The sequence below is a fragment of the Moorena producens PAL-8-15-08-1 genome (assembly GCF_001767235.1).
Classification (GTDB): domain Bacteria; phylum Cyanobacteriota; class Cyanobacteriia; order Cyanobacteriales; family Coleofasciculaceae; genus Moorena; species Moorena producens_A.
This window is the reverse complement of sequence record NZ_CP017599.1, coordinates 9,277,067-9,302,693: the sequence shown is the minus strand read 5'-3', so window position 1 is coordinate 9,302,693 and position 25,627 is coordinate 9,277,067. Positions and strand designations below refer to the sequence as shown.

Sequence of the window (25,627 nt, the reverse complement as noted above, 5' to 3'; positions counted from 1 at the left end):
AATGACAATTATTAATTATTATTCTTTCGAAAAAGATAAAGGCCAAGACGATAAAGGTGGTGTCTCTAACAAGGCAGCACTGAGACTGTCGTGAATCTTGGCATTAGTTGCCAGAATCCGCCCAGAATTAATATCAATAGGACTGCCATCATATGCGCTAACTTTACCACCAGCTTCTTCTAGGATAACGATGCCAGCAGCTATATCCCAAGGAGAAAGCCCTCGTTCCCAATAGCCATCCAATCGTCCAGTAGCAACATTACACAAATCCATGGATGCAGAACCACTACGACGAACGCCTTGAGTCAGATGAATCAGGTAACAGAACTCGGCATAGTTGTTATCGGAAGTCTGCCGCCGGTCATAGGCAAATCCAGTCACTAACAAGCTCTTACCCAGCTCAGAGACTTGGGAAACCTGGATTGGATCACCATTGCAGGTTGCCCCTAAGCCCACAGCTGCACACAATAACTCATCCCGAAAGGGGTTATATACTGCTCCCACCTGAGGCTTGCCGTCAATCAACAACCCCACAGAGGTAGCAGCAATGGGGTATTGATGGGCATAATTAGTAGTACCATCGAGGGGGTCAATCGCCCATAGGTATTCACTTTGATTGTCTCCCAGTTGACCGGATTCTTCTGCGAGAATCGAATGGTCTGGTACATCATTTTTGAGTATATCTAAGATTACTGCTTCTGCTTCTTTATCAGCTGCAGTGACTAAATCTCCAGGACGTCCTTTCTCTTCTACAGTTTTGAGATTGCCCCAGTAAGTTTTCAAAACATCACCAGCAGCAGTGGCAGCTTTAGCGGCAATATCAAGGAAAGTTTGTAGTTGTTCGGAGGTATGTTCTGTCATTGAGCAGATAACCTGTAGTTTATGAATTGTAAGCAGTCAGCGGTCAGCGGTCAGCAGTCAGCGGTCAGCAGTCAGCGGTCAGCGGTCAGCGGTCAGCGGTCAGCGGTCAGTGCTCAGCGGTCAGTGGTCAGCGGTCAGCGGTCAGCGGTCAGCTTATTTTATTCAAAAGACTTCAACTAGCGTGGCACAGGCTTTGGCCAAAGGCCACGCTGTGCGAACGACACTGTGACTGTACCAATAAGCACCTCAAGTAGCTTGGCCACAGGCCGAAAGCTGATAGCTGATAACTGATAGCTGATAGCTGATAGCTGATAACTGATAGCTGATAACCACTAAGGATTTTGACGGCGAAATTCTGCTGGTGTCAAGCGCAAAGGCTGATCTGGGTTCCAAATCCCATAGCCCATAATTCTGGCGTATTCTTGAGCACGAGCCATTTTCTCATCATATTTGTTATTGGGGGCTAGGGGTGACGCTAAGGCACAGCCCTTAGCTACCAACTGCTCATTGACCAACACACCATCTATCCATACATAGGCTAACCAGCGACTATAGCGGTCTTGTTCCTCTACATCGAGCTCTAACATAACCGATTGTTGATCACTAGTTTCACTAAGGATCTTCTGTAAACAGGTTTTGGCCTGATCTCCCCAAGGCTTTTGTTTCCAGCTTGGTGCCTCTATACCAATCATCCGGATTCGTGCCACTAATGGTGGATCTTGATTGGTGATCAAGACATCCACCGTGTGTCCACTGATCACCTGTTGCACTTGAGCACTAGTCTGGTTGGGGACATTGGTCAATTGGCAACCCCCGAGGAAGAGCAGAAAGCAACTAAGCAGGCTACCCGCTCTACTGTACCTCTGCTCGGCTAGTGTCCTAATCCTCATCCAGTGGCAGCCCAAACCGAACCTTGCCTTTAGCAAAATATCGACCGAACTGAAGTTCATACACTTCATCTTCATCCTGAGTCTCTACCTCTAGGTCTGACCGGGGATAACTCACACATAATAGAGCATAGCCTTGCTCCCGCAATTGTGGAGATAGTCCCATGGCTTCCGGTTGGTAGACTTTTCCTGCCAACACTCGCACTGCGCAAGTGGTACAGGCTCCATTGCGGCAGGCAAAGGGTAGCTCCACACCTTGGTTTTCTGCGGAATGCAAGATATAGCGGTCTGTTGGCACGTTTACCTTGTGCTTAGCACCAGTTTGGCGATTATGAATCTGAATGGTGTACGATTGAGTCATTGACTTCCTATATAATTTTCTGTATAATAAGAAATCGGGCGATGAGTTGAGAAAAATTCAAAGCTCCAACTGAATACTTTACCTGGAGAGGTGGCCGAGTGGTTGAAGGCGCAGCACTGGAAATGCTGTTTAGGGGTAACTCTAACGAGGGTTCGAATCCCTCCCTCTCCGTACCGATTCAATCAATACTATCAGCATTCAGCGGTCAGCATTCAGCGGTCAGCGGTCAGCGGTCAGCGGTCAGTGGTCAGCCGTCAGCAGAGCTAACAGAGATTAAACCAATACTTACCTGGTCAGCTGAAAGCTGATAACTGATAGCTGATAGTTAATAGCTGAACGCGCACGCGTGCGCGTAGCGCTAATCCCTGACCGCTAATAACTGATAGCTGATAGCTGATAACTGATAGCTGACCTAAATACAAACCCAAAAGTCATTTAATACCAAGTTGCGGTCAAACGTACAACTTTCTGTTCCCCCTATCTCCCCATCTCCCCATCTCCCCATCTCCCCATCTCCCTATCCAAGCAATCTACTATCTTTGAATGCAACTCGGTATAAGAGGGCTATTCCTTATAAAATAATTAAGATCCCAATATAGAGCATCTAGCTGTAAGCCTGAAATGAAGCAGTTGATTCAAGGTCTGCATCGATTCCAGACCAAATACTTCGAGACCCACCGAGACCTATTTGAGTTACTGTCTCACGGGCAGCATCCCAGGGTACTATTCATTACCTGTTCAGATTCTCGGATTGACCCGAGTCTGATTACTCAAACTGAGCCTGGTGAAATGTTCATTATCCGCAATGCCGGGAATATCATACCGCCTTATGGAGCAAGTAATGGCGGTGAACCAGCAGCAGTAGAGTATGCTATTTATGCCTTAGGCATTAATGAAATTGTCGTATGCGGTCACTATCGCTGTGGAGCGATGAAAGGTTTACTGAAAATCGACAAGCTAGAAGAGGACATGCCAGCCGTTTACCAATGGCTCAAGCATGCCGAAGCTACTCGCCGGATTATCAAAGAACACTATCAAGACTATGAAGGTGACGAACTCCTGAATGGGGCGGTGGAGGAAAACGTCCTTAACCAGCTACAAAATTTACGTACTTACCCAGTTATTCAATCTCGACTCAGAAGTGAGGAAATTCGGCTTCATGGCTGGGTCTATAAGATAGAAACGGGAGAGGTTCTGGAATATAGTCCACTGCAAAAGCAGTTTGTACCCCCTCAAACCCAGTTTTCAAGAGGAGCATGGATAACACCTCAGCAGCAAGCAAGAATTTATAAAGGTTCTCCCGAATAAACTCTAATCTAAGTGATAATAATAAGCGAAAAAAAAAGTAGATGCTACCCTGCTTAGAGGTGCTATAATCTAATTAGCATCATTTTTACTCTTAGCCTGTAGTAAACTGTTGTCAGTAAGTCGTAAACAGTTTACAGCCAACAGTTGAATCAGCTTCTTAGTTTACAACAACCTATTTGCAACCCTATGTGTAGATGCCCTGATAGCTTATTCCCGTTGGACTAGTTATTGTCCTACCGTCTTTTTAACGTTAGTCAACACAAGATCCGAAACTATATCGACTATAACAGCCTCTATTATAGTCCCGAGATTTCGGTTTAGATATTACTATAGTAGAAGCTATTTCAGGATTACGATAACCGTATAATTGCGGAATTAGTTGAATAGCCTATTTGGAGACATTGGGCAATTTTACGGTTCTTTTGGTCATGGGTAATGGGTTAAGGGGAGTAGGGAGCAGGGAGTAGGGAGTAGGGAGTAGGGAATCGGGAGTCGGGAGTCGGGAATCGGGAATCGGGAATCGGGAGTCGGGAGTCGGGAATCGGGAGCAGGGAGTAGAAATATGTCTTAAGCTTTACTTCGATTGCTATATCTTTGGTTATTTCGGTATTAGTCGCGACGGGTCAATTGAAAAGCGGAGGAAGAATAGCCAATGGAAGAATTAATGACTCTAAAGGAGTTACTCTACGAAGGCAAAATCCCTGAAGCCCTGGAACTGATTGAACAATTGGAGGATATCAGCAAATCGGATAAACTGAATAAACTATTTAGCTATGGAATTATTCTGCTGTTACATCTAATTAAAAAAGCTGCTGAGAAACGGACGACTAAATCTTGGGAAGTATCAATCCGTAATTCTGTTAAACAAATTCAACGAACTAATAAGCGCCACAAAGCTAAAGGAACTTATCTAACGGAAGCGGAATTATTAGAAACTTTAGAAGATGCTTATGAATCCGCACTAGACCGCGCTTCATTAGAAGCATTTGAAGGAAGTTATGAAGCTGAAAAAATTGCTAAAATGGTGGAGCGCTAGGAAATTATAAAAACAGCAATGGATTTGATTTTGTAGGGCTATCAGCGATCAGCAATCAGCAATCAGCAATCAGCAATCAGCAATCAGCAATCCCTGTAGGAATTGTGAGAATTTTTGATACCATATTCCCTGTTCCCTACTCCCTACTCCCTACTCCCTACTCCCTACTCCCTATTCCCTTTGCTACAAATATTAGCATTGATCACATGGTCAAACTTAACTGAGAGCCAAGGGATGTCTTAGATACTTCAATCCTGGTCTGAAAGGCTTCTTTAAACTGAGGCATATGAGTCACGGTTAAAATACAAGCAAAATCGGATGCGATCGCATTAATTGCTGCAATCAATCGCTCACACCCCTCGGCATCTTGGGTGCCAAACCCCTCATCCACAATCAACATTTGTAAGGATGTGCCTGAGCGTTGGGCCAACAGTTGTGCTAATGCCAGACGAATGGCAAAATTAATCCGGAATGCTTCACCACCGGAATAGGTTTCATAAGGTCGAGTACCACTGGCATCAGCAATTAAAATATCTAAGGTATCAATCAGCTTGGTTTTTTTCTTAGAAGACCGACTCCCGGCCTTTTGGGTAACAATTTGGATGTGTAACTGATTCCCAGTCAGTCTAGCCAAAATTTGATTGCTTTGGGCTTCTAGTTGAGGCAAAATATTCTCTATCATGAGTGCCTGGATGCCATTTTTGCCAAATGCGATCGCTAATTCCTGATGCACCCGATATTGCCGCTGGAGTTGTTGCAGCTTTTCGAGTTGCTGTTGATACTGACTTTGGAGGGATTCCAGTTGCTGCAACCGTTGTTGGAGACGCCCCTGCTGGGATAGTTGTTTATCCATTTGCTGTCGGCGCTGCTTCATCCCCTGTTCTAAGGCTTGGATGTCCCTAGTGACATCAGGACTTTGTTCCATTTGCTTGACAATATCCTCAATTTGTGTATTAACCTCCTTGAGATTACAGCGTCTGCTCTGGAGGCTTTGAGTTAGGCTTGCCAAGCGTTGACCGACTTGGGGATTTTGCTCTTGGGCGGTTTGTAATTCCTGATAACGCAGTTGCCAAGATTGGGCTTGACGCAAGGAGGCTCTAACCTGATTATGAGCATCCAAGTTATAGCCAATCTCAGCAATGTATCGATCCAGCTGATCCAATTGCTGCTTCAACGGGGAATTGGTTTGTAACTGATGCACTGAGCCTTGAAGACTATCCAGCTTTCGAAGCAGCTGTGGTTTCTGGGCATCAATTTTTTGCTGACGCCGTCTTGCTTCTTCTAGCTTAGCCGAGTGGATTTCAGCCCAGCGCCAGCGGTCAACTTCCCCCCGTGCTAGAGCATGGGTTTGTTCATCGTAGTTGAGCTGTTGGACTCGGAGGTCGAGTTGCCTGAGTTCTTCGTGTAACTCTACCCCATAAGCACGAATAGTAAGGGATTGTTCCAGTTCTTTCTTTTCCTCAGATACTTCATAGAGTCGGTCATAAACTTCGTCGGTAGCTTCTAGTTGTGCTGCTAGTTGTCCCCGTTGTTCGAGCAACTGTTCATAAGGAGAGAGTTGTTGGGAAATTTGGGAGTATTCATGGCGCAACACCTGAAGTTCTCGTTCACAAACGGTTAGCTGCTCTCGTACTACCCAGAATTGATCTTGAACATCCTTGTGCTCAGCAGTGGTTTTCTGAATCACCCGGTCAGAATGGGCTGCATCTAGAGGCTGCTCGCATAAGGGACAAACTGCGTTCTGAACTTGCAGAAACTGGATTTTTTGGGTCAGTTCCCCCAGTAATTTTTGATAGCGACGTTGGTTTTCTTGGAGGCGTTCTCGAAAGCCTCGACGTTCTAGTCCTTTGTCCTGTAACCGAGACAGGTAGACCCGCTTTTTCTCTAATTCTCCAAGTTCAGCCTCTAACTGAAGTGCCGCCTGTCTGAGCTGAGGTGTTGTTGCTACTTGCTGGGATAACTGTTTTTCAGAAGAAACCAGTTCTTCTAATTTGGCACTGAGTCTGGCTTGAACCCGGTCAAGTTCGCTTTGGATAGACCCACGGCGTTGCAACAAGGGAGAGACTTCTAGTTGCAGATTATCTAACTGCTTAAGGCGTTGACGAGATCGGTTAAGTCGTGCCAGGGCTGTAGCCACTTCCCCTGAACGGGAGAGAGTATCTTGAATCTCTTGCTCTTGAGTACTCAAGGCTTCTAGTTGAGCTTGGGTATCACGGATTTGCAGATTATGTTGATTAATGTCTTGATTAAGCTGCTGTTGGAGTTGTTGTCGTTGCTGTTGCGCTTTCTGATAAGTCTGTAATTTGGCGGCAAGACTTTCTTCAAGTTCTTGTAGCTGGAGGTATTCGGCATAACCAGCAGTAATTTGTTGGTCTTGAGAGAGTAGTTCAGAAAGTTGTTGTTGTTGGGCAACAGCAGTAGCAATGTCTTGTTGTATGCGATCGCAATCTTGAGTAAGATTACGATATTGTGTCCTCACAAAGTTCAGCTGTTGTTCCCAGCTATTGCGCTGATGTCCAATGGCTTGTAGTTTTTTGAGTTGTTGCGCGTCTTGGTCTTGGTCTTGTTGCAGCTGGTGTAAAGCAGTTTCGAGGGTAGCTGTTTCCTTTGCGATCGCATCCCGTTCTCCCAGTTGTTCTTTAATACCCTGCAAACTTTGCTCTAGCTGTTCTACTTGACCTTTCAACTGCTTTGACAAATCCTTTGCCTGGTCTGCCAATTTTTCGTACTGGTCTAGTTTGAGCAAATCTGCCAGAATTTGTTTCCGTTCACTGGGACGCCTGACCATAAACTCATCGGCTCGACCTTGACGCAGGTAAGAGGAGTTGATAAAGGTATCGTAATCTAGCTTCAGATTCGCTATTATTAATAATTGAGTTGCTCGTACTCCTTTCTGGCTTAAAGACTTAAAACCATTTGGTGTTTCCACTTGAAACTCTAGGGAACTCCCCTGTTTTCGGTGGCGAGTCCGAATAATTCGATGGGTTTGTTGATTATTTTGAAAAATAAAGTCTACTCGGACTTCCTTCGCCCCAGTATTGATGACATCGTTTTCCGAAGCAACACGGCTTTGTCCCCAAATTGCCCAGGTAATGGCTTCTAGCAGGGACGATTTCCCTGCTCCATTCTGACCACAAATACAGGCAGTGTGAAGACCGCGAAAGTCTAGAGTTGCGTCGCGGTAGCTGAGGAAGTTTTTTAGAGTTAGTTGAATAGGAATCATCTAGGATCCACAAGCCTCACACCGTTAATACTTGATCAAATTAAGTATAATCACACACTTTGCTTAGTGTAACGACGTATATATCAGTTTTGTAGGTCTTGAACGCTCATTTTTACAAAAGTTAATAAATAGTTAGTAAGCAAAAATTCTTAGCTAGACCATCAGTGGTCAGCTCTCAGCTATCAGCTAATGGGCTATGGGCATAAACTGTTCGGTGTAGCGTGGCCATTCCCGTAGCGTGGCCTTTGGCTGAGAGCTCAGAGCTGATATAGCACTACACATTAAGGTGTTTGACATTATTGATAAAAGCAGCAAAAGCTGTTGTAGTCAACTTTTGCCTCTTGCCTCTTGCCTCTTGCCTTACGCGTAGCGCTATAGCTGAACGCGCACGCCCATATGCTTACTCCATTGCGGTTTTGGAACCATGTTCCATGGGGAACTCGATCAGGCGTACTATAAATCTAAGTAGGATTAATCTAATCGGACACCGAAACTAGGGTAAACATTATGTCAAAAGCTACGGTGCAATATACAACTAAGGATTTAAAGGAACTGGGCTTCATCGTTGAAGTCCCCGGCAGAACCGACAATGCCAGAAACAGAGCCAAAGCCCTGGAAGAGATTCAACGGCGCATGGAAGACTCAGAAGACACTACGGTCAATGAGGATAGCTTTGCCGATGGCTTAAGTGCTGACGATTTGATTTTAGTTGAGCCACTAGGTACCAGTGATACAGATGGTGAAGAAGCAGAGATTATTCAGTCAGTAAAAGCGATCGCATCTTTAGCAAGTTTAAGGGTAAATTTGGAACAAGCTTGCCAACAAGCGGTGGAATTACGGCCAGTAATCGAAGCCTTATTTTCCCGAGACCCCCTGACACCGGAACATATGAAACTGGCAACGGATAGAAATTTTGCCAAAACCTTAACAAAATTTGCTGAAGCTAAAGCCGCTCACGATCAGTATTTGCCCATTGCCAAAGAAGCTTGGGAAATATTAGAACCCGCTTTGCCACCATCTCAGCATCAAGCTAATCCTCTAGGCTCGGAGGTAGTAGAACATACTCAGAGTAATGGCAAAAATGGTGTGGCTGTGAATGAGTCATAAAACCTATGCCTAAAGGCAGGGGCTTCTAAAATTGTTTTCTAAAATTGTTTAGGTGGGGAGGGTTGAATCAGTCCCAATGCTGGATGTCATGGTATTTTTTTACTTTCCCCTCTTCCCTGTCTTCCCCTACTTCCCACGTCCAGGATTTTTACCAAACCTGGCCTCTTGGACGCTGTTACCAATGCCCTGAATTACACCACGAACTACTAGACCAATACTTCTACCAAAGACTTGGGTTAAGACATACACCACACCATTACCAATCCAAGTAACAGCGGCTTGCATACGGGGAGAAAGAGCATCCCGTAGCTCATAGGCTAACGTCACAGCGAGCTGAAAACCTCGTAGCCGTTCTAATTCTCGACGTCGGGGAGCATAGATACTGGTTTGTTTAATGCCAGTGTCAGTTAGGATAAATAAATCATATCGACTCTCGAAAATTGCTTGTGGCTCACCAAATAATTTATCTTGGCGATATCGCCAGGAGAGATTATTGCGAAATCGGGCAATTTCCCGAGATGACATCAGATTTTTATGATAAAAATTTCCCTTAATACTTTCTACATCTGCCAATTGATTTAATAACGGTTGAATCACCCCATTACCGATTTGGATAATTAAATTGTCCAAGATAAATTCTGACCGTTGAATTGCTTCGGGCGTGTGGGCAGGATAGGAGACATTATCAATGATTAATGAGCTGTCAAATAGCCGATGAGCTAATAAATCAATGACTAGAGGAATTTTATCAAGAATTTCCTTTTTTACGATGGGATAGTTACCCAGCAAAATAGTGACAACTTCTAGTTGAGTATTGTCCGTGTACAAGGTATAATACTTACCGAAGAAATCTGTGACTGATGCTTCCCACAGATCTTTCAGAATCAGCTGTTGCTTCTGAGGTAACTGTTCCAGTTTTACTTCAGACAAGCGCAAATCTTCAATCAGCGTTTCAAAGGTTTGGAAGACTAAACCAAGTAACTCTGCTCTTTTCTCTACTTGGAGAATGTCAAGTTCTAGGGGAACACCAGAGAGGTTGGATAAACCAGATTGAAGTTTTACCATTGTCCGCTCAACTCTCCGCTCAACTAGTGCTCCGTTAGGGCTAAGCTGGGATTGAGCCCTTGGCGCAACAGTCAGTGACGTTTCCGGTTTAGGCATTGGCACTAAGGCATTGTCCCGTGACGGTTCCACCAGAATGATGCTAGCCGGTAATAGCTGATCTGCCAGCCAACGGGCTACCAATAGTTCTCGACGGCGTCCAGTCCAAAACAGCCAATCCCAATTGGAAAGACGAGGATTTTGCAGCTGACTATTGACCTGGCCTAAAGCGGCTTCAAATTGTTGGAATCCTGAGTTACGCCACTGTTGATACCAGGGAGCAAAACCTGCAGCTTTATAGGATACAGTAGGTAAGCTAGACAGTGTCTGCCAATAGGATTGACCCTCAATAATTTGACCAATGGCTTCAACAATGGTAGCGATCGCGACTCCTTTGGGGCAATAGCCATTGACACCCAATGCTTGAGCTACTGCTAGCACAGTGGGTTTAGATTCCCTGGTCAGTAGTAAAATTGGCAAGTTAGGGTACTCCCGCCGTAATCCCTGACACAGTGGCAATCCTGATAAGGTTACCTCTTGATTTGAATTAGGCTCAGCCAAAGCTAGTTCCAAAATTGCCACATCCACGGAGTTGGTCCCCTCTAGTGCCGCTAATCTTGATCGGGCTTCTGTGCCAGTATCAGCCTCAGCTACAACTAGCAGATCCTGGAAGGCTTGCAAGGCAGTCCTTAGACCCAATCGGAATACTGGGTCATCATCAATCAGAAGGATATGAGTTATGCGATCGCTCATATGGAGATAGCCTATAGGAAATGGCTCATGGCTAAAGCCTGTAAACCAATTAACACTATGAACAATTAGCCATTTAGGCTAGCATAACATTAACCTTCTCTGGGTTGGTGGCTGAGGAACCGACCCGCTGGAGCAGGAATCCAGGAAAATTGTTAATTGTTAATTGTTAATTGTTAATCGTTAATTGTTAATCGTTAATTTCAAATTATTAATTCTCAATTAACGATTAACGAAATTTGATAATAACTGTTCAAATTAAATCAGTTTAATACCCAATTCTTGGTCTTTGCTTAGGCTTGTGCTTGTAGCTGTGCCTGTGATTGGGCTAGCTGCTCCTGTAGCTGTTCCTGTGATTGAGCTAGTTGCTCCTGTGATTGTTTTAGCTGCTCCTGTGATTGTTCTAGCTGCTCCTGTGATTGGGCTAGCTGTGCCTGTGATTGGGCTAGCTGTTCCTGTGATTGGTCTAGCTGTTCGTGTGATTGGTTCTGTAGCTGTGCCTGTAGCTGTGCCTGTGATTGGGCTAGCTGTGCCTGTGATTGAGCTAGCTGTGCCTGTAGCTGTGCCTGTGATTGGGCTTGTAGCTGTGCTTTATCTGGTTTTGGTGCCTTGGGTTTTTTCTCAAATACTTGAATGCCTGGTTGCTCTACCCGAAACCCTTTGTTAATTTTCGCTCCCAGTTTGCCAGTAATAACAGCGACCCACATGGAATACATCTCATTAGCAGTCGTGATTTTTTTCCAAACTTTGGGTTTGACCTTAATCGTAAACATCGTTCCATCACAATCAACATTAAATTCCTGCCAGCCGTTTTTAACAGTTTTTGCTATAGGCAACTCATTAATTTTTATATTGAGTTCCATTTTGCCAGTAATTATTCCACTTTTTGTTTTTTTTAGTTGATTTATTTCATCAGCTTTGTGAATACTCATTATTTCAAGCATGGGCAACTCCTTTGGGAATAAAATTGATTTGTTTTAGTAATATTGTTAAAACAATAAATAGAGCAAATAAATCAGCTATAAAAATGCTGATTTAGCTAACCCTTTCCCCTAACCAAAACCCGTTGGTTCAAAGTCTTATACTGGTCAGGGGTAAGTCAGCACAAGTCAGTTTGCTAGCCATAAGGAAACAGTGGTTGATTTTTTGTCTAAAGACCACCAATCCAGAGACCTTTTCGAGCCATCGAATGTCAACTGACTTACCTATTTACTCTGTGATTTTGCATTTTCTCATATTTTTCCGATTTCAAAAGCGACTCAATCAAGAATGTTAGGTAAGTTTGAGAAACTAAAAAAAACCTAATGGTTCTGGATTTAAGCGATATGCAGCGGTATTCCCATCTGATGCGTGAAATGCCTATAGGTGCGCTTTCCGCATCTAATTATTAAATTCGCCACGGGTCGCACCTCTGGATATGATCTTGATAAGATAAGTATTTTTGCTTATTAATTTTGGAATCTTTGTTAGGTGCCCTTAATAAAAATCGCTCCCATCTCCCCATCTCCCCATCTCCCCATCTCCACACACTTGCCACATTTGTGATCTCTACACCCTGATAACTATTGGGGGAATTTCATCAAAGCGGCGCTTCAAAGAGGATCGCGCCGCCATCCAAGACATGAATTAGGTCGAGCTTAGGGCTTCGAGTTAGCTTACTGCTAAGCATTGTTGCAGATCAGCAATGCTATTAACGTTTTCTAAAATTAACTTGGGACACATCCGTTTAATTAAGCCAGTCAGCACCTTACCTGGTCCGACTTCCACCACTTTCTCAATGCCTTCGACTGGTAGCCTCAGAGAAATTTCTCGCCATCGTACTGAACCAGTAATTTGACACTGGAGTTGATGTTTTAAGGTAGCTGCCTCTACCCTGGGTACAGGGTCCACATTCGATAATACTGGTACCTGGGCATCAGCAAAGGGGACAGACAGCAAAAGTTCCTGGAACTGAGCTGCTGCTTGAGCCATTAAGGGAGAATGAAAGGCACCGGACACTTTTAGAGGAACAGCCCGTTTGACTTTAATCTGACTCAGCAAATCCTGAACTGCTGTTGGTCTACCTGAAATTACCACTTGAGCAGGACTGTTATCATTAGCAATAACAACATCCTGTATCTGCTGGATTTTTTCTTCAAGTTCTGGGCGTTTGAAGCCAATCAGAGCAACCATCATGCCTTCAGTTGCACTATCCATCAATTTAGCCCGATGTTGGACTAGGCGTAGCCCTGCCTCAAAGTTAAATACCCTCGCAGTGTAGAGGGCAACATATTCTCCCAAACTGTGACCGGCTACTAGATTGGGTCGTTCCCCTTGTTCCATGAGCAGATCAGCCAGGATACTCTCAACTACGTATAAGGCAGGTTGAGTGTAGAGGGTTTGAGATAACTGATCGGACTCCCCTTGACAAATATCCAGCACAGACCAGCCTAAAATTTCCTCAGCTTGCTTAAACTTAACCTTTGCAGAGGGCAACTCTAATAAGTCAACTCCCATACCTGGTGCCTGGGAACCTTGCCCGGGAAACACCCATGCAGTCTTTATCATTTATTTATTATTTATTTGCCGTCAAGAATCAATTATCTGCTATTGCTGTACAATTTGGTGGTCTTATGGATTTGAATTATGTCAGTTGCGCTGATTGCTGAGTGGGAACTCCTGAGTGTTGATTTGGTTTACCGACATTTACTCCAATGCATTGCTGAATCTTCGAGTGGGCATCCTGCCTGCCCCCAGATTGTAACGGGCAACATGCCCATTCCACAGGTGCGGCCCGTGGCGAATTTAATTCTTAATGGGTCAAGCACACCTAAAAGATGCCCATTCTACAAAACTAGTCAAATCATTCCATTATTAAGCAACGCCCTATAATGTTAGAGTAAATCCTTATCAATTGTAAGCATTCAGCTATAGCGCGTGTCGCGTATCAGCCAAAAGCGCTGTAGCCACGCTACCGGAAAAGTTTATGCCCATAGCCAACGCTACACCAACAGCTTTTGAATAAAATAAGCTGACGGCTGACGGCTGACGGCTGAATACTTACTATCAATTAATAGGTCATAATTAATCCTTAATTTTTTTTAAAACTCCAGTTTTAAAGCTGCCATTAATTTAGAAATAGTTGATGGATCCCCTTGACGGTAGTATCCCCAATTAAATTCAGCAATTTGTTCTAGTACTTTAGGATTAAACTCTCCTTCGTTACCGTAACCAACAGTGAAAAAGGCAATTCGCTTCTCGCTGGAAAAGCCAGTTTTTTCAAGTTCTTGAAACAGTTGCTCAAGACGAAGCTTAGAATCAGAATCGTCGCCATCGGTCAAAATCACCACAGCATTAATGGCACCCTCTCGGTAATTGTTTTGTAACCAGTTACGGGCTTCCAGGGCAGCATCATATAACCGATTACCCCCGTCAGGGTTGAGATTAAGAATAAACGCCATAGCGCGATCGCGTTTTTGAGGGGTGCTATCTACCAATACTGGTGGACGAATCTCGGAATCAAAATCAATCAGGGCAATTTGCTCTGTTTGTCCTAAACTCTCGATATATGCGCGCAAGGTCTTTTGAACCGCTGCTAATTTATTCTCCGACATAGAACCGGAAGAGTTTACCAGCACCACCACTTGTGAGGGTTTTTTGGCAAATTCCTGCCAGGACTTGAGCATTGCTGCCACTACCTCTGGTTGAGGGGAACCCAGGGAATCGTATCTAGCCTTGGAGTCAACACCGAATTGAGCAGAAAACTTGGCACCTAATGGCACTTCTGGTACACCTGGCCTTAAACCAAGTTCTGTGGCAATTTTTTGGACTTGAGGCGATCGCAAATAGTCAATCACCTGTTGCGCAGCAGCCTTTTCCTGCCTACTTACCCAAGGAGCTTTGGGTAAAATTGCTCGCATATTTGAGGTAAAGGTGGCCTGGGGATACACTGCCTCATAGCGGCTTTGCCCAGCTTGCTGATCGGAATTTGCAGCAATCACTGAAGACTCGTACACTGAAGCAATTGATGCCCAAAATGAACCATTCTTCACCATGTCCTTTGCCAAGGACCTGGTAGAGACACCATAGCGAATCACTTTACTCTGTATGGCTTGGATCTGTGTCTGATAACCCTCCACATCGGCTACTGTCAAGTGTTCTGGTTCTTTACCAGATACACTGGCAAATTGAGCCACTAAGGTTTGTAAACCAGAATTGGAGCCAGTAGGAGCAGTGTGGACAAGGTGAATGGGCAATTGAGGGCTATTGGGATCCAGTTCCTGGTGGGTTTTGGTATTAACCAAAGCTTTGTACAAATCCGGTTGCTGCCGTAATCCATCGGCTAATTCTGCCGATGTCATAAATACCATGGGGCTATGGGCTAACAACGGCGCATCGGTAATTTCTCCAATGTAATCTTTCCCTGGAAAAATCTGATTGATCTGATCGATTAACTGACGATGATAGATTTCCCCATCCACGGAAACTAAGGTAGTAAATTCTGGCCGATTACGCTTAAGGCTACGGGATTTGAGTTGTTTCGCCAGGGATGTCAGACTAGTTACCACATCCCTACTACTTTTAGTGTCGCAGTTGAGATAAAACCCCTTGCCATTGTCTAATTTGGGCTGTTGTTGGTTAAATTGCTCGGCTGCTTGCTCGCAGAATTTCCCTAAGGCGCTACCGACTAAGAATTTGACCTCAAAGCTTTGCTGGGTTAGACGGTTGGGTTTTCCCACACAAGCTCCTAGAAAAAGCATACCCAACGCCGTGCTCAGGTGAATTAGGCGCTGATAATTCAAGAATTTAGTATTCATAATATAGAATTTTTAGTTGAGATGTAAACAGAGGATTGATTAAAAAAGGGAACAGGGAATAGGGAATAGGGAACAGCAGTAAAGAGGGATGCTAGGATTTTTTGGTGTTATGATAAATCAGCAGTAAATGCTATCTTATTATTGATGTTGTGATAATTAATGCGCTAATCACACTTTATATACAAATTAGCCATATACAAATTAGCCACGCAACCGTTTATTTTTGAAATAGTGTCACTTTCTGTTAAAGTCAAATAGGTAGGCACCAATCACTAATGACCAATTACTATAGCGGTTTCTAGCCTAATCAGGTACACAGGATTTTTTCCCTGTTCCCTGTTCCCTGTTCCCTGTTCCCTAAAACCCAAGACTCTGTACCTCACCCAATTGAAAACCGCTATAATGATCAATAATGTCAAAGTAATTTACCATCCTCTTGTGCAGCATAAGTTAAGCCTGATGCGTCAGGCTGGAACGAGTACAGCCAAATTTCGTAAACTCCTTAAAGAAGTTGGGTTATTGTTGGCATACGAGGTAACACGGGATTTGCCCCTGAAGGATGAACCAATCAATACACCAATTGGGCCGATGCTAGCTCCGATGCTGGCTTCAGAAAAGAAGATGGTGATTGTCTCGATTATGCGAGCCGGACAGGGTCTGTTAGATGGTATTCTAGAACTCATCCCATCATCTCGTGTCGGTCATATCGGTTTGTACCGTGACCCCCATACCTTTGTGCCCATCGAATATTATTTCAAACTCCCCGATGATATGAGTCAGCGAGATGTGTTGGTGGTTGATCCGATGTTAGCTACAGGTAATACTGCCGTTGCTGCTGTTGACCGACTCAAGGAAGTTACCCCGAAGTCCATTAAGTTTCTGTGCTTATTAGCCGCACAGCAAGGGCTTGACTATTTCCAACAGCAGCATCCGGATGTAGTGATTTATACGGCGGCTATTGATCAAGAATTAGATCACCATGGCTATATTGTTCCAGGACTTGGGGATGCAGGCGATCGCTTGTATGGTACGAAGTAATTTAATATAGGGCTACGGGCAAGGGCAAAAGGCAAAAGGCAAGAGGCAAGAGGCAAGAGGCAAGAGGCAAGAGCGACAGAAGATTAGATTGTAGGGTGGGCTTGCGACAGTTTGGTTGAAATCAGTATTAATGATGAGATGACTTTGCCCACCCTACTACTTTAGTGACCATAGATTGTAGGGTGGGCTTGCGACAGTTTGGTTCAAATGAGTATTAATGATTAAATTACTTTGCCCACCCTACTTTAGCTACTTTAGCTGACAACTGACAGCTGACGATTTGTAAGTTTAACCATCGCTGATGGGAAAAATAACCGTATCCCACTCAAACCGAAGTTACATCAGCCACCAGGGTCAAGTTGATGAACCAAACCATTCAGCGATGCTATTTACTCGGCCATCTTTTACTCTCTACTGTCCTCATCCCCAACATCGCCACCGCCCAAATCAGCAGTGATGGCACTTTATCCACTACGGTGACTAGTGATGATGGTGTGAATTTCTTGATTGAATCTGGGGTACGCACTTCAGATCATTTGTTTCATAGCTTCTCGGAATTTTCTGTACCCAGCAACGGGTCAGCCTTCTTTAACAATTCTGCGGATATTGTCAATATCTTTAGCCGTGTTACGGGAGGAAATATTTCTAACATTGACGGCTTGATTCGTGCTAATGGGCAAGCTAATTTATTCCTGATTAATCCAGCTGGAATTATCTTTGGAGAAAATGCTTCGTTGAATATAGGAGGTTCATTTTTCGCCACTACTGCCGAGAGTGTAGTATTTGGAAATGGTATGGAATTTAGTGCCACTGAACCAAACCAAGCACCGTTATTAACGATTAATATTACTCCTGGTTTACAGATGGGAAAAAATCCGGGAACTATTACAGTACAAGGCCCAGGATATACCATCGCCAGAGAAAATCCTTTTATTGTAACCAGCTTCACAGGTTTGCGAGTTGGTGCTGGCAATACCCTTGCTCTAATTGGCGGTGAGATTACCTTAGATGGAGGCATAATAGCGGCGGATTCGGGCTCAATTGAGTTAGCTAGTGTTACAGAGGGATTGGTTAATCTCACTCAAACCTCTGAAACCTGGCAATTTAGCTACGAAGCAGTGCAAAGCTTTGGTAATGTCCAGCTGCTCTCCCTAGCCCTAGCAGATGCTAGTGGTCAAGGAGGTGGTTCTATTCAAGTACACGGACAAAACATTTCCTTGCTCGGTGGTTCCAGAATGTTCCTGCAAAATCGAGGTTTACAGCCTGCAGAAGCACTTGACTTAACTGCTTCTGATTCAGTCAAGTTGATTGGAACCGATAACAATGATGGAGAGTTAGGTAGCGTTTTAATGACAGAAACGATTGGAGGAGGAGACGCCGCCGATATTGTGATCTCTAGCCAGCACTTACTGCTTTCTCAGGGGTCAGGAATTAGTTCAAGAACGTTTACTCCTGCAAGGGGTGGTGACATCACGATTAATGCTACTGAATCGATACAACTTCGGGAATTTTCTCCGATTAATCCTACCAATGGCAGTGACATTTCAACCACAACCTTTCGTTCTGGCACTGCTGGAAATATTACCGTCTCTACCAAGCAATTGACCATTGATGGTCAACAGTTGCGTTCTGTAGCTGTTGACATTGGTGACGGAGGAAATATCACCCTGTTCACTGAGCAATTGAGGGTTCTTGATGGAGGAATTGTCGTCTCCACAGCTTTGGGAAGTGGTCAAGGGGGAGATATCACCATTAATGCTCAATCAACTGAACTAATTGGCTTCAATGTTAATAATTTTAATGTTAGTGCCTTCAGTACTTCTGTAAGTGGTACAGAGAAAGCTGGTAACTTAACCATTAATACTGGCAGATTGTTACTCCAAGATGGCGCACGGGTTGATGCTTCTACCTTTAATAGTGGTGTAGCTGGCACTATAACTATTAATGCCTTGGAGTCGGTTGAGGTGAATGGTACTGTACCAGGGTCAGTCAATGGTAGTTTAATTCTCTCCAGTGCCCGTGTCTTAAATCAAGTTCTACAACAGCAATTGGGATTACCTCCTATCCCCACTGGAGATTCTGGTAGCGTTATTATTAACACACCAGTTTTGAGAGTTACAGATAGAGCGCAGGTAACGGTAAGGAACGATGGCACAGGTAATGCAGGTGCTTTAGAAATCAATGCTGGTCAGATTTTTCTGAACAATCAAGCTGCTATCAACGCCTCTACTCAATCCGGTGAAGGCGGTAACATTAACCTGCAAATCACAGACAACTTACTATTACGCAACGGTAGCACCATTACCACAGAAGCAGGAGGAACAGGTAATGGTGGCAACATTACCATTAACTCGGATTTAGTCACTCTGATCGAAAGTAGCTTTATTAAAGCCGACGCTAATCTAGGCAATGGTGGAAATATTTCCATTACTACCCAAGGCTTATTTGTGTTTCCAGATAGTGCTATTACCGCTAGTTCTCAGTTTGGGGTAGATGGGGTGATCACCATTAACAATCCTGACGCCGATCCCGCTAATGGCTTAATTCAACTACCGACAGAACTGCGCGATCGCACTCAACAAATCGCTAAAGGTTGCGGTTGGACTGCTACCAGTAGTTTTTATATTACCGGACGGGGTGGTATCCCCCAAGATCCCAGTGCTATGGTGCCCGGTGGCCAAATTTTATCGGATGTGCGGGATATATCGGATCTATCGATAGTGCGCGCCATACCGGAAGCTGAAGATAGTAAACCAGACACTAATACCAAAGCACCGATAGTGGAAGCTAATGCTTGGATTATTAATGAGGAAGGTAATGTGGAATTAGTCGCTGTTGTCAACTCGAACCAAGCGCTCGATTTTCTACGAGCTACTTGTGCAATTAAAGAGGATTAGATTGTACGTAATGTTTTAGTTTTAGTCATTTCATTTGTGAGTTGAACCATCGCTAATGGGAAAAATAACCATATCCCACTCAAACCAAAATTACATCAGCCACCAAGGTCAAGTTGATGAATCAAACTATTCAGCGATGGTATTTACTCGGCCATCTTTTAGTCTCTAGTGTCCTCATCCCCAACATCGCTACCGCCCAAATCAGCAGTGATGGCACTTTATCCACTACCGTCAATAGTGATGATGGGGTGAATTTCTTAATTGAATCTGGGGTCAGGACTTCAGATCATCTATTTCATAGCTTCTCGGAATTTTCTGTCCCTACAAACGGGTCAGCTTTTTTTAACAATGCTGGGGATATTGTGAATATATTTAGCCGTGTCACTGGCGGCAATATTTCTAACATTGACGGCTTGATTCGTGCTAATGGTAACGCTAATTTATTCCTGATTAATCCCGCTGGAATTATCTTTGGGCAAAATGCTTCGTTGAATATAGGAGGTTCATTTTTCGCCACCACTGCCGAGAGTGTAGTATTTGGAGATGGAATTGAATTTAGTGCTACTGAACCAAACCAAGCACCGTTACTAACCATTAATATTACTCCTGGTTTACAGATGGGAACAAATCCGGGAAATATTACAGTAACTGGTCCAGGACAGACTCTCAATGGCAGTCTTTTCGCTCCTTTCGATCGCAGTAATTTCGGGTCCCAATTACAGGTTCAACCAGGGAATACTATAGCCTTGGTAGGAGGATCGATTAGCCTCAGGGGTGGTTTACTATCGGCAGAAGGAGGACAAATCGAAATCGCCGCAGTAGGGAGCAACAATTCTAGTGCGATGGTGCCATTAACACCAGTAGCATCCGGCTGGGATCTGGACTTGAGTCAACTGTCAAACTTAGGAGATATTCAACTGACCGAAAACGCCCTCCTTGATACCAGTGGCGACACCGCTGGCTCGATCCGATTGAGGGGAGCAACTATTACTGTAGGAGATAACTCAATCGTACTAACTCAGAATGAAGGTAGTCAAAGTGCGGGCAATACCATACTTCATGGTACTGAAAGTGTAACTATTGGAGAGAATGACGCCAACGGCAGTTTCAATACCTTTGTTGCTAACCTCACCATATCCAGTGGTGACGGGGGAGATATAGACATTATTACCAAAAATTTAAACGTGCTTGGGGGAGCACATCTATTGATCAACGCCTTTGGAGAAGGTGCCTCAGGGAATATCAACATTGTTGCTCCTGAATCGGTAAATATAATTGGTTGGGCCGCTTTGAACCCTGAGAATCCCAGTGATTTGACTAGTGATGTAAATTCTTTGACCTTCAGCAAAGGCAGAGCAGGGGATATTACCATCTCCACCAATCAACTAAAAATAGCTGTAGGACACATCTTAACCTTTACTGCTGGTGACGGTGATGGGGGTAATATCACCCTCAATGCTACAGAATCCATTGATATAGTGGGTTTACTTTCAGCTGTCAACAGGGATAGCGCAGTTAGTGCTGCCTCTTTTGGTGAAGGTAATGGGGGTAATGTGGAGGTAAATACAGCCAGATTGTGGCTCACCGATGGAGGAGTAATTGATGCTTCTGCTTTTGATTCTGGTAATGCTGGTAGTGTTACCATCAATGCTTCGGAGTCCGTAACTTTACTCGATACCCTGCCAACTCGTTCTACCACGACTCTGATTTCTAGTAGGGTAGGACGTCCTATTCCTATATTCCGAAGACTATTTGGATTAGACCCCATCCCCACTGCCAATGCTGGCAACATCACGATTAATACTTCCGAGTTAACTATCTCAGGGGATCCTGATACCCAAGATGCCGAAATTAGGGTCAGAAATGAAGGATTTGGTGATGGGGGAGAATTATTTATTAAGGCTGATACCATCAACCTCAATTATGGCGCTACTATCACCGCCTCCACCTTCGATGGGAACAAAGGCAATATTGAGCTGGATATCACAAACGGTTTACTATTGCGTAATGGCAGCAGTATTATTGCTGAAGCTGATAACGATAGCGATGGTGGCAAAATTACCATTAACTCCGATTTAGTCACTCTGATGGAACGGAGCTTGATCCAAGCCGACGCTAATCGAGGCAATGGTGGAGAGATTAAGATTACTACCCAAGGCTTATTTGTATTTCCTGATAGTGCCATTACCGCTAGTTCTCAGTTTGGGGTAGATGGGGTGATCACCATTAACAATCCTGACGCCGATCCCGCTAATGGCTTAATTCAACTACCGACAGAACTGCGCGATCGCACTCAACAAATTGCTGAAGGTTGCCGTTGGACTGATACCAGTAGTTTTTATATTACCGGACGGGGTGGCATCCCCCAAGATCCCAGTGCCATGGTGCCCGGTGGCCAAATTTTATCGGATGTGCGGGATATATCTGATCTATCCATAGTGCGCGCCATACCCCAAGCTGAAGATAGTAAACCAGACACTAATACCAAAGCACCGATAGTGGAAGCTAATGCTTGGATTATTAATGAGCAAGGTAATGTGGAATTAGTCGCGGTTGTCCACTCGAACCAGGCGCTCGATTTTCTACGAGCAACTTGTGCTATTAAAGAGGATTAGATTGTAGGGTGGACAAAAACAGTTTGGTTCCAATCAATATTAATGATTAGAGTATTTTGCCCACCTTACTTTAACTGATTACTGCTAAGGTGGGCAAAGACAGTTTGGTTCAAATGAGTATTAATGATGAAATTACTTTGCCCACCCTACTTTAGCTGATTACTGGTCAGGTGGGCAAAAACAGTTTGGTTCACATCAGTATTAATGAGAGGGATTACTTTGCCCACCCTACTTTAACTGATTACTGGTAAGGTGGGCAAAGACAGTTTGGTCCAAATGAGTATTAATGATGAAATTATTTTGCCCACCCTACTTTAGCTGATTACTGGTCAGGTGGGCAAAAACAGTTTGGTTCACATCAGTATTAATGATGAAATTACTTTGCCCACCCTACTTTAGCTGATTACTGGTCAGGTGGGCAAAAACAGTTTGGTTCACATCAGTATTAATGAGAGCGATTACTTTGCCCACCCTACTTTAACTGATTACTGGTAAGGTGGGCAAAAACAGTTTGGTTCAAATGAGTATTAATGAGAGCGATTACTTTGCCCACCCTACTTTAACCATTAATCTATTACCAAGACAATCATGAAAACCATCCTAAATTTAGTTACTGTCGGATTACCCAGTTTATTCCTAGCACTGACAGCTACTCCTAGTTTAGCGATCGCATCCCTTCACCACCCCCAAGTCAGTATTGCTCCGACCTTGCAAGCCCAAACTCCTCAGGCTACCAGTCAACGTAGTAAACTTAACCAAGGCAGAGCTTATTTCAACAGGGGACAATTTGCCCAAGCAGCTGAAATCTGGGAACAAGCAGCCCAAGATTACGCAACTCGGGGTGACTCTCTCCATCAAGCCTTGAGTTTGAATTATCTATCCTTAGCTTACCAACACCTCAGTCAGTGGGACCTTGCCCAAACCGCTATTGAATCCAGCCTTAAGTTAGTCGAATCAGCTACCAGTAATAATCCTCTGCTGTGGGCACAAATTCTTAATACCAAAGCTAGACTCCTGTTCCACACTGGACAAAACCAATCTGCCCTAGAAACATTTCAACAGGCACAAAAGTATTATGATCAAGCGGGAGATAAAACTGGTGCTTTGATTAGCAAAATTAACCAGGCTGAAGCCCTGCAAAGCTTAGGATTTTATAATCGTGCCAAAGATATCCTAGAAGAGATTAATCAACAATTAGCAACTACAGAAGAGTCTGCCGTTAAAGTAGCAATGCTCAGAAGTTTAGGCATCGCTTTAGAAGTGTTGGGGGATGTAAGCGCTAGTAGAGATGTACTCGAACAAAGCTTATCTATGGCTCAGGGTCTGGAAGCCACTAACCAATTAGGAATTATCCTGTTGAGTTTAGGCAATACAGCCCTTGATGCTGGAGATAATTCTGCTGCATTAGATTACTTTAAACGGGCAGAAAAGGCAACTACCAATCCAGAAGAAAAAGTTAAAACTCGACTCAACCAACTACGCCTCTATGTCCAATTAGAACAGTGGCAAAATGCTAATGCTATCGCTCCGCGAATTTACCAACAACTGAGCCAGTTACAGCCCAGTCGCTCCTCCATTTATGGGGCAGTAAATTTAGCCGCTAGTTGGCAACAAATGGGTAACCAAGGTAAATCATTGACGCTCCAACAAGTCAATCAAATCCTTGTGCAAGCGGTGAAATCTGCCCGCAAACTCAAGGATGCCCAAGCTGAAGCCTATGCCCTCTATCACTGGGGTAAACTTTATAGTAGCAATGGTCAGTTAGCTTATGCTATCAAGCTTACCCAAAAATCCTTAATTATTGCCCAACAAATTAACGCCACCGAGATTAGTTCCCAAGCGGCTTGGCAATTAGGTAAATTGCACAAAAAACAGGGAAAATCGACGGAAGCGATCGCGGCCTATACTGAAGCGGTTAAAGACTTAAAAAGCTTGCGTGGTGATTTGGTTTCCATTAATCCAGATATCCAGTTTTCCTTCCGAAAAAGCGTTGAACCAGTATACCGAGAAATGGTAGAATTGTTGCTAGACGGTAATCCTAGTCAAGAGTATCTAAAAAAAGCACGCCAGATCATTGAGGATTTACAATTAGCAGAATTGGATAACTTTTTCCGGCAAGCTTGTTTAGATGCTAATGTTGCCCAAATTGATCAGATTGACAGGTCAGCAACGGTAATTTACCCGATTATTTTGCCAGAACGTTTAGCTGTGATTGTCTCCGCCCCCGGTAAACCCATTGGCTATTATTCTACATCTGTGTCTGCAGCAGAGGTGGATCAAACCCTAACCAGATTTTTGAGCTTTCTCCATCCTGTCTTTAAGCAAGACCAACGCTTACCCCACCTCCAAAAAGTTTATGACTGGCTAATCCGACCTGCGGAACAAGAGCAAATTTTAACGGATACCAAAACCCTGGTGTTTATCCTGGATGGCAAATTACGTAAACTGCCGATGGCAGCCTTACACGATGGAGAGCAGTATCTAGTGGAAAAATACAATATTTCCGTGTCTCTAGGGTTGCAACTGCTAGATCCACAACCGTTACGAAAAGAAAAATTTAGTATCATTGCTGGGGGATTGAGTGAAGCTCGTCAAGGCTTTAAATCTTTACCAGGGGTGAAGCAGGAAATTGAGCAAATTGCTAAAAGGTTGAACCCAGACTCAGTCATGCTCAATCAAGACTTCACTAGCAAAAGAGTGTCTAAGGAAATAACCACTAAAACCTCTAATGTGATACACTTAGCTACTCATGGTCAATTTAGCTCCAAAGCTGACGAGACGTTTATACTAACCTGGGAAAATAAAATTAATGTCAAAGAATTCGAACAACTGCTGCGTAGTCAAGAATTGTTGGGAGAAGACCAAATTGATTTACTCGTTCTGAGTGCTTGTCAAACTGCTAAAGGGGACGATCAAGCGATGTTAGGGTTAGCGGGTTTTGCGATTAAATCGGGAGCGCGTTCTACCTTAGGGACATTGTGGAAAGTGCGTGATGATTCCACTGCTATATTCATGAACAAGTTTTACGAATACCTAAAACAGCCAGAAATCACCAAAGCAGAAGCGGTCAGGAAAGCCCAGCTCGATTTGATTGGAGATAGCCAGTTTAATGAACCTCTGTTTTGGGCACCTTTTATTCTGGTCGGTAATTGGTTGTAAAGGGAATAGGGAGTAGGGAGTAGGGAGTAGGGAGTAGCTCACAGGGGTAGGTTTTTAACAAAGACGTGAGGTGTGGGGTGTAGGGGGACCGGGTGTAGGGTGTAGGGGATAAGAAAGCGATGCAGCGCGGTCTTGGGGAGGCAGCGCGGTCTTGGGGGTCCCCCCCATGAGCGACTGCCGTGGTTTCCCCCATGAGCGACTGCATCAAGACAATATACTTAATTTGTCGTTAAAAATCATCATTTATTCGTTGTTTTCCTTTTCCTCTCCTTGTGATCCGCCCCCGACCGGTCGGGGGTTGGGGGTGGGGCAGGACCCAAATGTAAAAAACCTACCCTTGTGAGGTAGGGAGTAGGGAGTAGGGAACAGGGAACAGGGAATAGGGAATAGGGAACAGAAAGGGGTTGATAAACGTTAAGTTGATTAGAATATTTAACAAAAATTATAGCGTTTATCGCACTTATCGAGGTACATTTTTTTTTGAGTAT

General features: G+C 44.1%; 18 protein-coding genes and 1 tRNA gene. 10 read left to right on the top strand and 9 right to left on the bottom strand.

Features of this window, described 5'->3' with window-relative positions; genetic code table 11:
• Positions 1-18 precede the first annotated feature (18 nt).
• On the bottom strand, positions 19-861 hold the full coding sequence (locus BJP34_RS34115) for an inositol monophosphatase family protein (protein ID WP_070396170.1): 843 nt from the start codon (positions 859-861) through the stop codon (positions 19-21).
• 21 nt (positions 862-882) lie between these two features.
• Here BJP34_RS34115 and BJP34_RS45195 point away from each other — a divergent pair, with 21 nt between their 5' ends.
• On the top strand, positions 883-1,041 hold the full coding sequence (locus tag BJP34_RS45195; protein WP_158517634.1) for a hypothetical protein: 159 nt from the start codon (positions 883-885) through the stop codon (positions 1,039-1,041).
• 152 nt (positions 1,042-1,193) lie between these two features.
• Here BJP34_RS45195 and BJP34_RS34105 read toward each other — a convergent pair whose 3' ends face one another.
• Positions 1,194-1,664 carry a thermonuclease family protein gene (locus tag BJP34_RS34105; protein ID WP_324610994.1) on the bottom strand — a complete coding sequence of 157 codons (471 nt, stop codon included), beginning with the start codon at positions 1,662-1,664 and terminating at the stop codon, positions 1,194-1,196.
• 76 nt (positions 1,665-1,740) lie between these two features.
• Positions 1,741-2,109, bottom strand: coding sequence for a 2Fe-2S iron-sulfur cluster-binding protein (locus BJP34_RS34100; RefSeq protein ID WP_008178059.1), 369 nt, complete (start codon positions 2,107-2,109; stop codon positions 1,741-1,743).
• Between the two features lie 84 nt (positions 2,110-2,193).
• On the opposite strand from BJP34_RS34100, the gene BJP34_RS34095 reads away from it, so the two are divergent.
• From BJP34_RS34095 to BJP34_RS34085, 3 genes are all read left to right on the top strand, one after another.
• A tRNA-Ser gene (locus BJP34_RS34095) sits at positions 2,194-2,280 on the top strand.
• Between the two features lie 450 nt (positions 2,281-2,730).
• Positions 2,731-3,417, top strand: a complete 687-nt coding sequence (locus BJP34_RS34090; RefSeq protein WP_070396167.1) for a carbonic anhydrase — start codon at positions 2,731-2,733, stop codon at positions 3,415-3,417.
• Positions 3,418-4,069: 652 nt separating this feature from the next.
• Positions 4,070-4,453, top strand: coding sequence for a DUF29 family protein (locus BJP34_RS34085; protein WP_070396166.1), 384 nt, complete (start codon positions 4,070-4,072; stop codon positions 4,451-4,453).
• A 202-nt stretch (positions 4,454-4,655) separates the two neighbouring features.
• Here the strand turns inward: BJP34_RS34085 and sbcC are convergent, their stop codons facing one another.
• Positions 4,656-7,676 (bottom strand): exonuclease subunit SbcC, encoded by a 3,021-nt coding sequence (gene sbcC, locus BJP34_RS34080; protein WP_070396165.1) that lies wholly within the window; start codon positions 7,674-7,676, stop codon positions 4,656-4,658.
• A 507-nt stretch (positions 7,677-8,183) separates the two neighbouring features.
• On the opposite strand from sbcC, the gene BJP34_RS34075 reads away from it, so the two are divergent.
• On the top strand, positions 8,184-8,783 hold the full coding sequence (locus BJP34_RS34075; RefSeq protein ID WP_070396164.1) for a hypothetical protein: 600 nt from the start codon (positions 8,184-8,186) through the stop codon (positions 8,781-8,783).
• Between the two features lie 126 nt (positions 8,784-8,909).
• Here BJP34_RS34075 and BJP34_RS34070 read toward each other — a convergent pair whose 3' ends face one another.
• From BJP34_RS34070 to fabD, 3 genes are all read right to left on the bottom strand, one after another.
• Complete coding sequence (locus tag BJP34_RS34070) at positions 8,910-10,637, bottom strand: DUF3685 domain-containing protein (protein WP_070396163.1); 1,728 nt, start codon at positions 10,635-10,637, stop codon at positions 8,910-8,912.
• A gap of 290 nt (positions 10,638-10,927) precedes the next feature.
• Positions 10,928-11,578 (bottom strand): hypothetical protein, encoded by a 651-nt coding sequence (locus tag BJP34_RS46190; RefSeq protein ID WP_070396162.1) that lies wholly within the window; start codon positions 11,576-11,578, stop codon positions 10,928-10,930.
• 706 nt (positions 11,579-12,284) lie between these two features.
• Entirely contained in the window at positions 12,285-13,181 is an 897-nt protein-coding gene (gene fabD, locus BJP34_RS34060) for an ACP S-malonyltransferase (RefSeq protein ID WP_070396161.1), read from the bottom strand.
• Between the two features lie 78 nt (positions 13,182-13,259).
• On the opposite strand from fabD, the gene BJP34_RS41750 reads away from it, so the two are divergent.
• On the top strand, positions 13,260-13,505 hold the full coding sequence (locus BJP34_RS41750; RefSeq protein WP_149031337.1) for a hypothetical protein: 246 nt from the start codon (positions 13,260-13,262) through the stop codon (positions 13,503-13,505).
• Positions 13,506-13,714: 209 nt separating this feature from the next.
• Here the strand turns inward: BJP34_RS41750 and BJP34_RS34055 are convergent, their stop codons facing one another.
• Positions 13,715-15,430 (bottom strand): VWA domain-containing protein, encoded by a 1,716-nt coding sequence (locus BJP34_RS34055; RefSeq protein ID WP_070396160.1) that lies wholly within the window; start codon positions 15,428-15,430, stop codon positions 13,715-13,717.
• Between the two features lie 402 nt (positions 15,431-15,832).
• Between BJP34_RS34055 and upp the strand changes: the two genes are divergently transcribed.
• The 4 genes from upp to BJP34_RS34035 all read left to right on the top strand — a co-directional run bounded on the left by upp (position 15,833) and on the right by BJP34_RS34035 (position 25,139).
• The gene (upp, locus tag BJP34_RS34050) at positions 15,833-16,468 is read left to right on the top strand and encodes a uracil phosphoribosyltransferase (protein ID WP_070396159.1); all 636 of its coding nucleotides are present in this window, start codon (positions 15,833-15,835) and stop codon (positions 16,466-16,468) included.
• 362 nt (positions 16,469-16,830) lie between these two features.
• Positions 16,831-19,365: a beta strand repeat-containing protein gene (locus BJP34_RS34045; protein WP_070396158.1), complete on the top strand. Its 2,535-nt coding sequence runs from the start codon at positions 16,831-16,833 to the stop codon at positions 19,363-19,365.
• 116 nt (positions 19,366-19,481) lie between these two features.
• A complete protein-coding gene (locus tag BJP34_RS34040) occupies positions 19,482-21,980 on the top strand; it encodes a filamentous hemagglutinin N-terminal domain-containing protein (RefSeq protein ID WP_070396157.1) in 2,499 nt (832 codons plus the stop codon).
• A gap of 588 nt (positions 21,981-22,568) precedes the next feature.
• Positions 22,569-25,139: a CHAT domain-containing protein gene (locus tag BJP34_RS34035; protein WP_070396156.1), complete on the top strand. Its 2,571-nt coding sequence runs from the start codon at positions 22,569-22,571 to the stop codon at positions 25,137-25,139.
• On the opposite strand, the gene BJP34_RS41745 is transcribed toward BJP34_RS34035, so the two are convergent.
• Positions 25,114-25,344, bottom strand: a complete 231-nt coding sequence (locus BJP34_RS41745) for a hypothetical protein (RefSeq protein ID WP_229424162.1) — start codon at positions 25,342-25,344, stop codon at positions 25,114-25,116. The genes BJP34_RS34035 and BJP34_RS41745 overlap by 26 nt on opposite strands.
• Positions 25,345-25,627: the final 283 nt, after the last annotated feature.

Excerpts from the sequence above, each read along its gene's own strand:
- BJP34_RS34090 (WP_070396167.1), top strand. The coding sequence starts at position 2,731 with ATGAAGCAGTTGATTCAAGGTCTGCATCGATTCCAGACCAAATACTTC.
- BJP34_RS34070 (WP_070396163.1), bottom strand. The coding sequence starts at position 10,637 with ATGAGCGATCGCATAACTCATATCCTTCTGATTGATGATGACCCAGTA.
- BJP34_RS34055 (WP_070396160.1), bottom strand. The coding sequence starts at position 15,430 with ATGAATACTAAATTCTTGAATTATCAGCGCCTAATTCACCTGAGCACG.
- BJP34_RS34040 (WP_070396157.1), top strand. The coding sequence starts at position 19,482 with ATGAATCAAACTATTCAGCGATGGTATTTACTCGGCCATCTTTTAGTC.
- BJP34_RS34045 (WP_070396158.1), top strand. The coding sequence starts at position 16,831 with ATGAACCAAACCATTCAGCGATGCTATTTACTCGGCCATCTTTTACTC.
- BJP34_RS46190 (WP_070396162.1), bottom strand. The coding sequence starts at position 11,578 with ATGCTTGAAATAATGAGTATTCACAAAGCTGATGAAATAAATCAACTA.
- BJP34_RS41745 (WP_229424162.1), bottom strand. The coding sequence starts at position 25,344 with ATGCAGTCGCTCATGGGGGAAACCACGGCAGTCGCTCATGGGGGGGAC.
- upp (WP_070396159.1), top strand. The coding sequence starts at position 15,833 with ATGATCAATAATGTCAAAGTAATTTACCATCCTCTTGTGCAGCATAAG.
- BJP34_RS41750 (WP_149031337.1), top strand. The coding sequence starts at position 13,260 with ATGTCAGTTGCGCTGATTGCTGAGTGGGAACTCCTGAGTGTTGATTTG.
- sbcC (WP_070396165.1), bottom strand. The coding sequence starts at position 7,676 with ATGATTCCTATTCAACTAACTCTAAAAAACTTCCTCAGCTACCGCGAC.
- fabD (WP_070396161.1), bottom strand. The coding sequence starts at position 13,181 with ATGATAAAGACTGCATGGGTGTTTCCCGGGCAAGGTTCCCAGGCACCA.
- BJP34_RS34115 (WP_070396170.1), bottom strand. The coding sequence starts at position 861 with ATGACAGAACATACCTCCGAACAACTACAAACTTTCCTTGATATTGCC.
- BJP34_RS34035 (WP_070396156.1), top strand. The coding sequence starts at position 22,569 with ATGAAAACCATCCTAAATTTAGTTACTGTCGGATTACCCAGTTTATTC.
- BJP34_RS34075 (WP_070396164.1), top strand. The coding sequence starts at position 8,184 with ATGTCAAAAGCTACGGTGCAATATACAACTAAGGATTTAAAGGAACTG.
- BJP34_RS34100 (WP_008178059.1), bottom strand. The coding sequence starts at position 2,109 with ATGACTCAATCGTACACCATTCAGATTCATAATCGCCAAACTGGTGCT.
- BJP34_RS34085 (WP_070396166.1), top strand. The coding sequence starts at position 4,070 with ATGGAAGAATTAATGACTCTAAAGGAGTTACTCTACGAAGGCAAAATC.
- BJP34_RS45195 (WP_158517634.1), top strand. The coding sequence starts at position 883 with ATGAATTGTAAGCAGTCAGCGGTCAGCGGTCAGCAGTCAGCGGTCAGC.